Below are 12,119 nucleotides of genomic sequence, written 5' to 3' on the forward strand. Positions count from 1 at the left end.
GCCGGCATCGTTTCTTATAAGCATTCTTATCTAGATCGATCGACGGCCCGCGTCCTGAAGGCCGACGGCGTTCTATCGTCATGCGATTCTGTGCCGTAATAAACCGGCGATTTTCTGGGCGTGCCTTTCAGGCAACAGAAGTTATTCAGTGTCCGCCTATTTGATACGGCGCAAATGCACCTTCTCAAAGTTTATTAATTAGGTACACAAATAACGAGGAGAGTGTGAAGCGATGGCGCGAGCAATTCGAGCGGCCCGGCGCGGTGAGTTGATCGTCACTGAACCCGAATTTGCACCAGGTTCTGTTGAACGTGTGAAGCTCAATGACGTGCGGGCGAGTCTCGCTGTTCTGGCCATTTTTGCGTTGCTTCCAAATACGGCCTCGGCTCAGTCCGCGGCACCGGGTGCAACTGTGGATTTGCCGCCGATCGTGGTGACGACAACGCAGAAGTCGCCGCAGGCGAAGGTGAAGAAGAATGCCGCGACCAAGAAATCGGCGGGCCCGTCTCAGGCGGAGCCGGCTGCTGATCCCGAACTAATCTCGGGAGGCGATGAATCGCAAAGCGCGCTCACCGCTACGGAACAGGCGACGAAGAGCCTCGAAAAGATACCTGGCGGCACCGATGTCGTTGGGCGCCAGGACATGCCGGTTGGCGTCAACGCGTCGCTTCAGCAGGCGCTGGCCTATGTTCCGGGCGTCGTCGTGCAAAGCTTTTTCGGCAGCAACGACCAGCCGCGGCTTCAAATTCGCGGGTCCGGACTGCAGCAGAATCCCTCGGAACGCGGCACGCTCGTGCTTCAGGACGGCTTGCCCATCAATCGCGCCGATGGCTCCTATATCGTCGGCTTTGCCGATCCGAAGAGTGCGGAGTTCGTCGAGATTTATCGCGGCTACACAGCGAACCGGCTCGGGGCGACAGTGCTTGGCGGCGCGATCAACTTCGTTTCGCCGACGGGTGTTACGGCGCCCGGCGCCGAGGTCAGCGTCGAAGGCGGAAGCTTCGGCCATTTCGCGACCAGCGTGGCGGCCGGGGCGCAGCAGGGTAATGTCGACGCGCACGCGAGTGTCAGCTTTGCGCAGCGCGACGGCTATCGCGAGCACAATGAATCGGAACGGACCAACGTCAACATCAATGTCGGTGCCCGCGTAAACGAGAACATCAATACGAGGCTGTTCTTCGGCTACACCGATCTCGGGTTCGATGTCGTCGGGCCGATCTCGCGCGCGATGATGGAGAAGGACCCGACCCAGATTTGCCTCGGGCCGCCAAGCTGCACCGGTCCGAACGTTAAACGCGATGATCCGCGGCGCGATGCTGAGCAGTTCCGCATCGGGTCGAGAACGTCCGCACGCTATGGCGCGAACCTGTTCGATGTGGCGCTCGGCTACACGTACACCGACGACAGTTTCACCTTCCCAATTTCCGGCGGCGTTCGCGATACGGACGGCGGCGATTTCACGACAGTCTTGCGCTATGCGTATGCGCCAGATGCCAGCCGCGCGCTGCCTCTGTTCGAGATCACCGGGCAGTATGCGATCGGCAGCGCCGATCGGCGCTACTACCTCAATAATCGCGGAAAAAAGGGCGCGCTGGTTGGAGACAGCGAGTTCGATTCCAGCACGCTTTCGATCAACGCCGGGTTCAACATTCCGCTGACCGACCGTCTGACGCTGTCGCCCTCCGTCGCCTACTCGTATGCGACGCGGGATAATGACGACCTGTATACCGATCCGACGCGTCCCTACATGATGTTTTCGGGCGCGAACGTCGTGACCGGAACGCGCCCGTTCGTCGATACGAGCTATGATCGGAGTTATTCCGGGTGGAGTCCCAGCGTGGCGCTCAGCTACGAACTCGCACGCGACCAGTCGGTGTTCGTGGCGGCAAGCCGGAGCTTCGAGCCGCCGACGCAGGATGACTTGATCGCCACGATCAACGGCAATCCGAATGGCAGCGCAGGCGCGACCGGAGCGGCCGTCTTCGCAACACCCGATCTCAAGGCGCAGACGGCAACCACGCTTGAGGGTGGTTGGAAAGGTCGCAATGGCCTATTGGCCTGGTCAGCAATCGCGTACTATTCGTGGGTTCACGATGAACTCGTCAGCCTGCGTGATGCTTCCGGTGTTGCGCTTGGCGCCGTCAACGCCGACCGTACGACGCATTTCGGCGTGGAAATCGGCGGCGCTGTCGACGTCACGAGAGATATCAACGTGCGGCTCGCCTACACGTATCAGGATTTCCGGTTCGACGATGACGTGCTGTATGGCGATAACCGCCTCGCGGGTGCGCCTAATCATGTTGTGAATGCGGCGCTGCGCTATACGCTGACGCCCGGCTTCTGGGTCGAAAGCGAAGTCAACTGGATGCCCGGCTGGACACCTGTCGACAACGCCAACCTGCTCTTCAATAATCCCTACGTCGTCGTCAATCTGCGCTCGCAGTATGCGCTCAACGACAATCTCAGCCTTTACGGCGAAGTGTTGAACGTGTTCGACGAGACTTATGCATCGGCGACGTTGATCGTTGAGCAGGCTCCCAATCCCGCCCAAGCCGTTTTCCTCCCTGGAGATGGCCGGGCATTCATCGGTGGCATGAAGGCAAGGTTCTAATGACCGAAAAGGCTGTTTCAGGCCGATCGAATTCTGGTTTCGTATCTCGTCGAAGCGCATTGATGGGCGGCGTGTCGGTTCTCGGCACGTCCGCCCTTTCCGCGTCGATATTCGGGCGTGCGGCGCAAGCCTCGCCGCTTGCGAGCCTCGAAATCTGGGGGCCGCCCGCCGGTCCTTCGATCGTCGTGCTGCATGCGATCGCGACCGGACGCCTCGATGGCGCCGTGCGGAAGCCGACGCTGCGCGTGTGGCGTCAGGTCGATGAGGTTCGGGCCGGGCTTACGTCGAAGAGTTTCGACGTCGGTATCGTGCCGGTTCCGGTCGCCGCAAATCTTTACAATCGCGGTCTCGGTGTGCGCCTCGTCAATGTCATGACGAATGGCATCCTGTACATCATGTCCTCCGATCCGGCGTTAACGACGTTCGAATCGCTCAAGGGACGTAAACTTGCGGTGCTGTTTCCAAACGAAATGCCAAGCCTGCTGCTCGAGCGGCTGTTCCGGCATGCGGGTATCGATGCGGCAAAAGACATCACGCTCGTGCCGACGGCGACGCCGCTGGAAGCGATGCAGCTTCTCGTTCTCGGCCGCGTCGATGCCGCGCTCATTCCGGAGCCTGCCGCCTCGGCTGCCGTCGTCAAGGGCAGCGTCGCCGGCAAGACGATCCATCGGACCATCGATCTCCAGGTGGAGTGGGGCAAGATGACGGGCGCGCACAAAACCGTGCCGCAGGCGGGCCTCATCGTTACCGATCGTTTTCGGGAAGCCAACGCAGGCATTGTCGAAGCCATGCAAGAGGGATTGTCCGCGGCTGCAGCCGACGTCAATGCGCACCCGGCGCGGGCTGCGAACAACGCCGCGGGCGCTTTGCAGATGCCGTGGCCGGTCATCGAGAAATCGATTCCATACTGCAATCTCGTAGCGCGGCCTGCGCAGCAGGAACGGTCCGCAATCGAGGCCGTGCTCACGGCTATGGCGGACGTCAATCCGGGATACATCGGCGGCCGTTTGCCTGATGCCGCCTTCTACCTGTGAGGTGCGGTGGCTGATCTCGTTCTCGATCGGATTGGACGCCTTGGCCGATTTCTATGGTCGGGGTGGGTCGGCGTCGCCGGGATGGCGGTATTCTGCGCGATTTGGCAACAGGGTCACGAAGCGTACGGCGATTTCATTCTGCCGTCTCCGATCGCGACGGCGCATGCGACGCTCGAACTCGTGCGTGCGCCTGAAACGTGGCGGCTTGCGTGGGCGACATCTTCGCGCGCGGTCGAGGGGTTCTTTCTCGTTGCCATTCTTGGCGGAGCGATGGGTTTGGCGGTCGGCTATTCCGCCGCTGCGATGCGGCTCGCGCGTCCGCTTTTGACGATCATCATGGGCGTGCCGCCGATCGCGTGGATTGTGCTTGCCATGATCTGGTTCGGCTCGACGTCGGGAACCGTGCTCGCAACTGTCGTCGTGGCGTGCTTTCCGCTGGTCTTCGCGACGGTCGCCGAGGCGACGGCGACGCGCGACCGTGCGCTCGAGGACATGGCGCGAGCTTTTGGCGCCGGACCTTTGCAACGGCTTTCGACGATCGTCATTCGATCCGTCGCGGGTCAATATTTTCCGGCTTTGGCAATTTCGCTTGGGTCCGCATTCAAAGTCGCGGTGATGGCGGAGCTTCTCGCCAACATCAACGGCATCGGTATCGCGCTGGCGATGGCGCGGTCAAATCTCGATGTTGCGCAATCGATTGCTTGGATCGTGCTGACGGTCGCCGCGATTTTCATCGTCGAGTATGGTCTGGTGCAGCCGATCCGCGCCGAGCTTGAGCGTTGGCGCGATGCGGCACGGCCCTGGGGTGTCAAGCGATGACGGCTCTGACACTCGCCGGCGTTTCGCACGCCTATTTCGGCCGGACCATTCTCGATCGCGTCAAGCTCGACGTGCTTGCGGGGCAGCTTGTGGCGCTCGTCGGTCCGTCGGGATGCGGAAAGAGTACGCTCGTGCACATCGCGGCAGGATTGATCGAGCCGCAACGCGGCCGCGTCGTCAGCGGTTACCGCAGGCACGGCATGATCTTTCAGGAGCCTCGCCTGCTGCCGTGGGCGACGGTCGAAGATAATATCGCGTATCCGCTGCGTCTTTCCGGTGCTCCAAAGCGTGAGCGGCAGGAGCGCGCCCGGCATGCGGCCGATGTCGTTTCGCTCGATCGCCGCGATCTTGAAAAATATCCGATTGAGCTCTCTGGCGGTATGCGGCAGCGGACGGCTATTGCGCGCGCTCTGGTTCTGGAACCGGATTTCGTTTTCTTCGATGAGCCGTTCACGGCGCTCGACGTGGCTTTGAAGCGACGCATGCAGGATCTCGTTATTTCATCGGCCGTGCAATCCCGCTTTGCCGGTCTTTTCGTGACGCACGATCTGGCGGAGGCCGTGCGCGTTGCCGATCGCATCGTCGTGTTGGATGAGCGCGTGCGCGGCATCTCGGGCGAGCGCTTCGTTCCACTCGAGCGCGGCGAGAGAAACGACACGTCCGTATTCGCGACCGTGCAGAGCTATCTGAAAGACGATCCGCTGTTCAGCCATATCCACGATACCGACGAGCGGCGAAGACCATGACGATGACCCGGACCGCCCGATCCGAAACGATTGCTCAGACGCTTGCATCTCTGAGCCGCGAGGGGTTTCGTCTTTTCTTCCCGATGGCCGCCATTCATGCGGCGCTCTGGCCGTTGCTGTGGGTGATCGTTTTCAATTTCAACTTGCCGTTTGCAAGCTCGATCCCGCCTGGCCTCTGGCACATGCACGAAATGATTATCGGCACATTCGGAGCTGCGCTGATCGGGTTTATTACGACATCCGTTCCGGAATGGACCGATACCAAACGGTTGCAGGGCAACGCGTTGCTGGCGCTTGCGGCGCTATGGGCCGCGGCGCGCGTGTTCGGTTTGATCGGCGTTACGGCCCTGGATGCCCTGAGCGCCGTTTGCGATATCCTTTGGCTTGGTGCGCTCGTCGCCTATCTTGTTTCGATCTCGATCGAAAAGCGCAGCACACGGCTATCCGCGTTCGTCTTCTGGATAACGGCGCTGCTTCTGACCGAGATCGTCACGCGCTATGCATTTCTTGATATCGCAACGCATGCCGATCTGGCGCAGCGCGCGGCGCGCCTCTCGGGCATCGTGTTCCTCGGCATCCTTGGCATCGCGCTGGCGCGCGTAACGGTGCCGGTGACCAATCTCGTGCTCGATCCGAGCGAGGAGACGTCACCTTTCCGTCCGCATCCTGGGCGGCTCAATCTGGCGCCGGGTCTTGTCGGCTTGCTCGTGCTGGCCGAGGCGCTTGGGCTGTCGGATGCGACGACCGGGTACCTGTTCGTTGCGGCCGGTGCAGCGTTCATGGATCGTGTCGCGGAAGCCTTCATCGGCAAAAAAATCATTCGGGCCGAAATTCTCGCGCTGGTCGGCTCGAGCGCGTTCGCCGGGCTCGGTCTCATTTTGATCGGCGTTGCGCAGCTCGGCGCGCCGATCTCGGATTATGCCGGGCTGCATCTGGCGTTCATGGGTGGCCTTGGCCTTGGCGTGCTCAGCATTTTTGCAATCGCTGGTTTGCGGCACACGGGCAGGGCTCTCGGGCTCGTCCGGCAGACGCGCTTTGCGATGCTGCTGCTCGTAGCTGCATCGCTGCTGCGCGTCGTCCCGGAGGTCTGGCCAACGGCGTTACTTCCATCGCCCCCATACTATGCGGTGTCACTTGTCTGGGCGGCAGCGTTTTTGCTGTGGCTCAAGGTTTACTGGCCGTTCTTCCGTGAACTGCCGCGAACGAATGCATCCTCTGCCGAGGTAGAAGCAAGATGAGCGCAGCGGTTGCTGATCGTCCGCTCCCTGGTGCCAAGGTTGCCGTTCAGCCGTTTTTTCTGGCCGGTTCACTGTATGCGGTTCTGATGATGGCGTTTTGGGTGCCGTGGTTCCTCGGCTTCATCCAAGCGCCGAGCGCGTGGCCCGCACAAGCCTGGTTTTTGCACGAACTTGCGTTCGGATTTGCGCCGGTCATCGTTGCCGGAGCGTTGCTGACGGCGAGTGCTGGGGACACGTCACGCAAACCGGTGAGCGGCGCGATCCTTGTGCCGATTTTTTTGCTTTGGATCGCCGGACGTATCGGTATGGGGCTGTCCGCGCATCTGGACCCCTGGACGATGGCGGCACTTTCCGTCGCGTTTCCGATCGTTCTAGCCGTGCTGGCCGCGCGTGTGCTGCCGGCGAGCGGCAGGTGGCGCGGCTTGGCGATCGTCGCGCTGCTGTTGGGTCTCGGTGCCGCCGATGCGCTGTTTCACTACGAGATGTTTGAATTCGGTCGAACGAAGTCAGCCGCTGACGTCGCGTTGGCATTCGCTCTTCTTTTGCTGATGATCATCGCGGGGCGCGTGGTGTCATCGCCAAAGAGGCGACCGACGATATTCTATGCTGCGTGCGGATTTGTGGTTCTAGGCGCTGTGCTGACCGCCCTCGGCGTTCTTTGGGACGACTATGATTTTGCGAGTGCCGGGTTGAACGCCTGGACCGTGGGCTCAATCGGAACGCTGGCTCTGGCGATCGCGACGTGGGCCTCGCGCGCGCGACGGTCGCCGACCGCGTTCGGAACGATCGTGCTTTACGTCCTGGCGGTCATTTCAGGATTGGCGGCGACGGCAGGCGGTCTTTATCCGCAATGGACGCTGCCGCTGTTGCCGATATCCGGCATCGCTTGGATCGCGGCGTTCGCCGGCTTCGCAGTTCTATATGGCCGCTCGGTATCAGCTGGTTCGTCCGCAGATTCGTCGAGCTAATCGGCATTCACGTTATTGGGCGCCGTCACCGACGCGGCGTTATCGGACGACGGCGGAGATACTCTCGGCGCCAGCAGCACGAGGCTGAAATAAACGTACAAAAACGTTGCCGCTGAAATAATGAGCAGGCGAACGGCGAGTGGCATGCCTTGCTTGGGCTGAGGCATCTCGTTGAACCTTCATTGAGTGCGAGCTTCGGCGCGTTTCGATGCTTCATAGTTCAATCAATTAAAACAGTATATTTGAATATCGAAATATATGTGCAAACCGCATGTGGCGTGTCCTCGATCCGTGGCTTGGCATCAGGGCCTAAGCGGCTTCGTTCGGGGCCTATTTCAACGGCGGCGCGGCGGGATGTCTGCGTGGAATTACGGTGTCAAATTTGGTTCAGCACACGTCGCAGCCGTTTTTCCGGATATCGTCGGCGATGCTCGAAAGCATTTCGGTCAGATCTTCCGGAGCGCCCGAGATGATCGTGTGTCCGGCAACAAAGATCGGCACGCTTGTGAATCGCAATTCGTGCGCCAGGTTTTGCGTTTCCTCGATCGCGGCCTGTATGTCGCCGCCTTCAGCATCTTTCTTAAGCCGCTGAATATCGAAGCCCAGGATGCCCGCAATATCGAGGGCTATCGTTTCAGTCGTCAGACCTTTCTGGTCCATCAATGCGTTATGGAGTTCGGCGGTATTTTTCTGCTTGCGGGCAGCGAGCATAATCCTGGCGACTGCGAGCGAATTCTTGCCCAGGAAAGCCACGTCTTTGAGAACGATCTGCACGTCCGGATTTTTGTTCACGAACTCCATCAAGCGCGGCTGTGCTCTTCGGCAATACGGGCAATTGTAGTCGAAAAATTCGACGATCCTGACTTTCGGCTGCGTTGCGCCCAGCGTCAGAGAGTTGGCTTCGTAAAGAGCGGATTTTTGCTTTTGCAGTCTCCACTTGTCCCAAGCGAGTTGCTCTTCCGCTCTGAACTTTGCGACGGCATCGCCATCGGCGCTAAGGGAGGTGCTGTACGGCGAGCAGATCGCGCAGGCTGCGACTATCGCAATGAAAAGGTGGCGCGCCAGCATCGCGAACACTCGCTTCCTGATGTGTTAGGTCGGCTCCGTCGCCTTTGCGTTCAGCTGTTGGAATTCCGGCGAGGCAACGGACTCACTCGTCGTCATCTTTCAGCATTTCGCGGCGCATATCCATCTTCTGGCGGATGCCCGAGATATCGAAGCCGATGTGGTGGCATCGCGAAATCAAAGTTTCGGTATCGAGGTCAGCGACGCTCGCCATCGCCCACAAGGAGGCCGACCGCCCGCCGGTTTTGCAGAATGCAAAGATTGGCGGGGGCAGGCTGGTCAGCGCGTCGTGGAAGCGGCGAACATCCTTTTCGAGAGGATTTCGCCCTTCGACGGGAATATGCACATAGCTCAGGCCGACTGATTCAGCTTCCGTTGCGACCTCGTTGGGCGTCATCAATAGATCTTCGTCGGTCTCCGGTTGATTATTGATGATGGACCGGAAACCCGCCTCGGTAAGCTGACGCAACGATCCAGGGTTGGGCGCGGGGCCGACCCATACCGAAGTCGAAAGTTCGACCGGCTCCGTCGGCTTCGGAAGACTGCAGGTTTCTTGACTCATCGGTGGCCGCCTGTCGTTCTTAAATTTCCGCCATAAGAATGGCTTCCATGCGCTTGATGCCTAAAATGCCGCCGGTGATGATCGCGGCCAAGGTGAGGAACGATCCAACAGCGAGCGTCGAAACGCCGGTCACGCCTTGGCCGATGGTGCATCCGAGCGCCATCACGCCGCCGATGCCCATGAGTGCCGCGCCGTAGAGATTGCGAATCGTATCACTCGGGCTTGCGAAGGACGTGAGCTTGAAGCGTCCGCTGGAGACCGCCGCGACAAAGGCTCCGAAGAGTGCTCCGAGCGTCGTCGTCACGCCGAAACCGGGGACGGGACCTGCAGTGAAGCGTTGCAGCCATTCGACAGCATCGCCCGTCGGGCGAACGAACGTGAGAGAGATTGGTGCCAGCGTTTGCGCCGCCATGTCGTCGTAAGCAAGACCGGTCAACGCCCAGCCGGCGACGGCGCAGAGGCCAATGCCGAGACCTGCGAAAATGTGCACCGGAGACGAACGAAACGCCGGATCGATGAAGCAATAGATCAGCGCGATGCCGGCAATGATCGTTGTCGCGACCATGCGGGCGTCGGCGGCGCCTAAGCCTGTGAGATATGCGAGGATGTCATCGATGCTCGTCGAGCCCACGCCCGACAACGTGATTGCGGTCCGATCCGAAAGCTCGGCGCGGATCGGCCCGATTATGCCGCCGATGGACATGTAGGCGAACAGTCCGATCACGAGCAGGACGATCAGCGATCTCAGATCGCCACCCCCGGCGCGGACGAGATTACGGCTGGCGCAGCCGCCTGCGAACACCATTCCCCACCCGAAAAGCAAGCCGCCAACGATGTTGCCGAACCATTCGAAGCGGGCGGCAGGGTACATCGAACGGCTGAGGTCTACGATGCCATTGGCGTCGAGAATCTGGGCTCCGATCAGCGCGGTCGCAGCTGCAAGTATCCAGGCGCGAAAGCGGCGATAGTCGCCGAAGGACATGAAATCAGAAATCGAACCCATTGTGCAGAAATTCGTGCGGTAGACGATCCAGCCGAAGATGAGCCCAATCAACAGTCCGCCGACCGACAGTGCCGTCGCAGCATTCTCAACAACGTATTCCCGCATTTCCCGCCCCGTCTTGGTTTTTGTTTTACTTGCCTACCGAATACGTTTTGCAGCGAAGCGCCCTTGAGGGCGCTCGATCTCTTCCGGTGAGGGTTCGTGTCGATTGTTCAGCGCTCGCCTGGAAGTCGGCGCCAGCTATTAGATATGAATATTCCTATATTCAAATATAAATCGCAACGGAAGCGCATCGTCAAGGCCGTGCTCCGTGGTGCGCTACGCATCACCGCGTACGTTTGAGAACACAGCTTTGCCCGAAAATATATAAAGATATGAATATGTTGATGCTTAGATTTGAGTTGCAAGCTCTCTGCTGCATCGGTAGGTGATTAGCGAATATTCACGCTTTTTTGGATGCAACTCCTATGGCTGTCGTGAAGCCACGCACCAATCGACCTGCTGTACGTAAAGCGCGGACGCGGCAACCGGCGCTTCACTCCACCGACGCGTCGATCGAACAGGCGACGGCATTGCTGCGTGCGTTAGGAAGTCCGCATCGTCTCGCGATTTTGTGTCTCCTGCTCGAGGGAGAAAGAACCGTTTCCGAAATCTGCGACAAGATCGGTGCACGACAGAGTCTCGTATCGCAGCATCTCACACGGCTTCGGCTCGATGGGTTGGTCAAGTCCGATCGCAACGGCTATTTCGTCTCGTATTCGCTGACGAGTGCGCCTGCGCAAGAGATCATCGCAACGCTGCATAAGTATTATTGCGCAACGAGTGCGGGAAAACGCTCGAATTAGAGCGAGTCTTCAGCCCAATTTTCACATGATCGGACGTCCAGCGCATGCGTGTGCGCTGCGAAGACGCGTCCGCGTTTAAAGCGAGCCTTGTGCGATCGGCAGGGCTGTTATATTCCATCATGCGAATGTTCATATGTTTTTGGCGCGACGTGTGCGTCTTTTCTCAGAGGGCCGGGCATGCGCTGGGCAGGGCTGCTGCACGAGATCGAAGCGTTCGAGGATGCTGAGTTCGATGGCGAGCTTGTCGAGGAGCTTGAACAACATGCGGCGACGACGCTGCTGCGGCCGATCCGATTCTCAACGCCCACGTTCAAGTCCTACAACAGCGAGGACGTGAAAGGCTGTAGCAAGAATTCGTTTCCGGCCTTCTCGGTGACGGGCGGCGCGTGTGCGCTCGACTGCGATCATTGTCAGGCCAAAATTCTCGAGCCGATGATTCCTGCGACGACGCCGGAGATGCTCGACCGCAAGGTGCGGGACCTGATTTTGCTGCAAGATCTGCGCGGGTTTCTGCTGTCAGGCGGATCGAACCGCAGAAATGAAATCAAATACGAGAAATACTATCCGGTCATCGAACGGCTTAAGCACGACTATCCGTATTTGAAGGTTGCGATCCATTCGGCGCTCCTTGATGAGCGCCGTGCCAAGCTCATGGAGAGCGCGGGCGTCGACACGGCGATGATGGACGTGATCGGTTCGGCCGACACGATCAGCGAGGTGTATCACCTCGATCGCCCGGTCGCGGATTTTGAAAGCACGCTCGCCGCGCTCTGCAGTACGAGCATGAAAATCGTGCCGCATATCGTGATCGGGTTGCACTACGGCCGCATCCTCGGAGAGCAAACGGCGCTTGAGATTTGCGCGCGGCATGACATCGAATCGCTCGTGCTCGTCGTGCTCATGCCGTTCTTCGGCAAAGAAGGAAAATTCATCACGCCGAGTTCGCATGACGTCGGGCGAATCTTTTCGGCGGCGCGTCAACGGCTGCCGCATAAACAGGTGCTGCTCGGTTGTGCTCGCCCCGCGGGAATGCATCGGCGTGTGGTCGATGCCTACGCCGTGATGGCGGGTCTCGATGGCATCGCGTTTCCCGCTGATGGAGCGCTTCAGGCCTGCCAGGCGCTCGGCCGAACGTATTTCCAGGAACATGCATGCTGCTCGATCAAGATTGGCGAAACCGCCAATACTCGTTTGGCTGCGTGCGCCGGTTAATTCGATGACTGCTGGC

General features: G+C 59.7%; 12 protein-coding genes. 8 read left to right on the forward strand and 4 right to left on the reverse strand.

Translation table 11 applies throughout. The features are described 5' to 3' along the window. Positions 1–232 precede the first annotated feature (232 nt). The 6 genes from HDEN_RS03270 (at position 233) to HDEN_RS03295 (ending at position 7,416) form a co-directional block, all read left to right on the forward strand. The gene (locus tag HDEN_RS03270; protein WP_013214709.1) at positions 233–2,611 is read left to right on the forward strand and encodes a TonB-dependent receptor family protein; all 2,379 of its coding nucleotides are present in this window, start codon (positions 233–235) and stop codon (positions 2,609–2,611) included. A gap of 62 nt (positions 2,612–2,673) precedes the next feature. Then, positions 2,674–3,645, forward strand: a complete 972-nt coding sequence (locus HDEN_RS03275) for an ABC transporter substrate-binding protein (protein ID WP_245256710.1) — start codon at positions 2,674–2,676, stop codon at positions 3,643–3,645. A 6-nt stretch (positions 3,646–3,651) separates the two neighbouring features. Then, positions 3,652–4,464 (forward strand): ABC transporter permease, encoded by an 813-nt coding sequence (locus tag HDEN_RS03280; RefSeq protein WP_013214711.1) that lies wholly within the window; start codon positions 3,652–3,654, stop codon positions 4,462–4,464. Then, on the forward strand, positions 4,461–5,210 hold the full coding sequence (locus HDEN_RS03285; RefSeq protein ID WP_013214712.1) for an ABC transporter ATP-binding protein: 750 nt from the start codon (positions 4,461–4,463) through the stop codon (positions 5,208–5,210). The genes HDEN_RS03280 and HDEN_RS03285 overlap by 4 nt, the downstream gene beginning before the upstream one ends. Before the next feature lie 2 nt (positions 5,211–5,212). Next, a complete protein-coding gene (locus tag HDEN_RS03290) occupies positions 5,213–6,448 on the forward strand; it encodes an NnrS family protein (RefSeq protein WP_245256711.1) in 1,236 nt (411 codons plus the stop codon). Beyond that, entirely contained in the window at positions 6,445–7,416 is a 972-nt protein-coding gene (locus HDEN_RS03295) for an NnrS family protein (protein WP_013214714.1), read from the forward strand. Before HDEN_RS03290 ends, HDEN_RS03295 begins: the two co-directional genes overlap by 4 nt. Here HDEN_RS03295 and HDEN_RS18280 read toward each other — a convergent pair. The 4 genes from HDEN_RS18280 to HDEN_RS03310 form a co-directional block, all read right to left on the reverse strand. After that, complete coding sequence (locus HDEN_RS18280; RefSeq protein ID WP_013214715.1) at positions 7,413–7,583, reverse strand: hypothetical protein; 171 nt, start codon at positions 7,581–7,583, stop codon at positions 7,413–7,415. The genes HDEN_RS03295 and HDEN_RS18280 overlap by 4 nt on opposite strands. A gap of 220 nt (positions 7,584–7,803) precedes the next feature. After that, positions 7,804–8,484 (reverse strand): DsbA family protein, encoded by a 681-nt coding sequence (locus HDEN_RS03300; RefSeq protein ID WP_013214716.1) that lies wholly within the window; start codon positions 8,482–8,484, stop codon positions 7,804–7,806. A gap of 82 nt (positions 8,485–8,566) precedes the next feature. Then, a complete protein-coding gene (locus HDEN_RS03305; protein ID WP_013214717.1) occupies positions 8,567–9,043 on the reverse strand; it encodes a protein tyrosine phosphatase family protein in 477 nt (158 codons plus the stop codon). 19 nt (positions 9,044–9,062) lie between these two features. Further along, positions 9,063–10,151: a YeeE/YedE family protein gene (locus tag HDEN_RS03310; RefSeq protein ID WP_013214718.1), complete on the reverse strand. Its 1,089-nt coding sequence runs from the start codon at positions 10,149–10,151 to the stop codon at positions 9,063–9,065. Positions 10,152–10,513: 362 nt separating this feature from the next. Between HDEN_RS03310 and HDEN_RS03315 the strand changes: the two genes are divergently transcribed. Both HDEN_RS03315 and HDEN_RS03320 read left to right on the forward strand, forming a co-directional pair. Continuing rightward, entirely contained in the window at positions 10,514–10,891 is a 378-nt protein-coding gene (locus HDEN_RS03315) for an ArsR/SmtB family transcription factor (RefSeq protein ID WP_013214719.1), read from the forward strand. Between the two features lie 177 nt (positions 10,892–11,068). Beyond that, positions 11,069–12,103, forward strand: coding sequence for a radical SAM protein (locus HDEN_RS03320; protein ID WP_013214720.1), 1,035 nt, complete (start codon positions 11,069–11,071; stop codon positions 12,101–12,103). The last annotated feature ends 16 nt before the right edge of the window (positions 12,104–12,119 follow it).

The sequence above is a fragment of the Hyphomicrobium denitrificans ATCC 51888 genome, from assembly GCF_000143145.1.
In the GTDB taxonomy this organism is placed as follows: domain Bacteria; phylum Pseudomonadota; class Alphaproteobacteria; order Rhizobiales; family Hyphomicrobiaceae; genus Hyphomicrobium_B; species Hyphomicrobium_B denitrificans.

Bases quoted from the DNA above. Each gene is read 5' to 3' on its own strand.
- HDEN_RS03270 (WP_013214709.1), top strand. From the start codon at position 233: ATGGCGCGAGCAATTCGAGCGGCCCGGCGCGGTGAGTTGATCGTCACT.
- HDEN_RS03275 (WP_245256710.1), top strand. From the start codon at position 2,674: ATGGGCGGCGTGTCGGTTCTCGGCACGTCCGCCCTTTCCGCGTCGATA.
- HDEN_RS03285 (WP_013214712.1), top strand. From the start codon at position 4,461: ATGACGGCTCTGACACTCGCCGGCGTTTCGCACGCCTATTTCGGCCGG.
- HDEN_RS03290 (WP_245256711.1), top strand. From the start codon at position 5,213: ATGACCCGGACCGCCCGATCCGAAACGATTGCTCAGACGCTTGCATCT.
- HDEN_RS03295 (WP_013214714.1), top strand. From the start codon at position 6,445: ATGAGCGCAGCGGTTGCTGATCGTCCGCTCCCTGGTGCCAAGGTTGCC.
- HDEN_RS18280 (WP_013214715.1), bottom strand. From the start codon at position 7,583: ATGCCTCAGCCCAAGCAAGGCATGCCACTCGCCGTTCGCCTGCTCATT.
- HDEN_RS03300 (WP_013214716.1), bottom strand. From the start codon at position 8,484: ATGCTGGCGCGCCACCTTTTCATTGCGATAGTCGCAGCCTGCGCGATC.
- HDEN_RS03305 (WP_013214717.1), bottom strand. From the start codon at position 9,043: ATGAGTCAAGAAACCTGCAGTCTTCCGAAGCCGACGGAGCCGGTCGAA.
- HDEN_RS03310 (WP_013214718.1), bottom strand. From the start codon at position 10,151: ATGCGGGAATACGTTGTTGAGAATGCTGCGACGGCACTGTCGGTCGGC.
- HDEN_RS03315 (WP_013214719.1), top strand. From the start codon at position 10,514: ATGGCTGTCGTGAAGCCACGCACCAATCGACCTGCTGTACGTAAAGCG.
- HDEN_RS03320 (WP_013214720.1), top strand. From the start codon at position 11,069: ATGCGCTGGGCAGGGCTGCTGCACGAGATCGAAGCGTTCGAGGATGCT.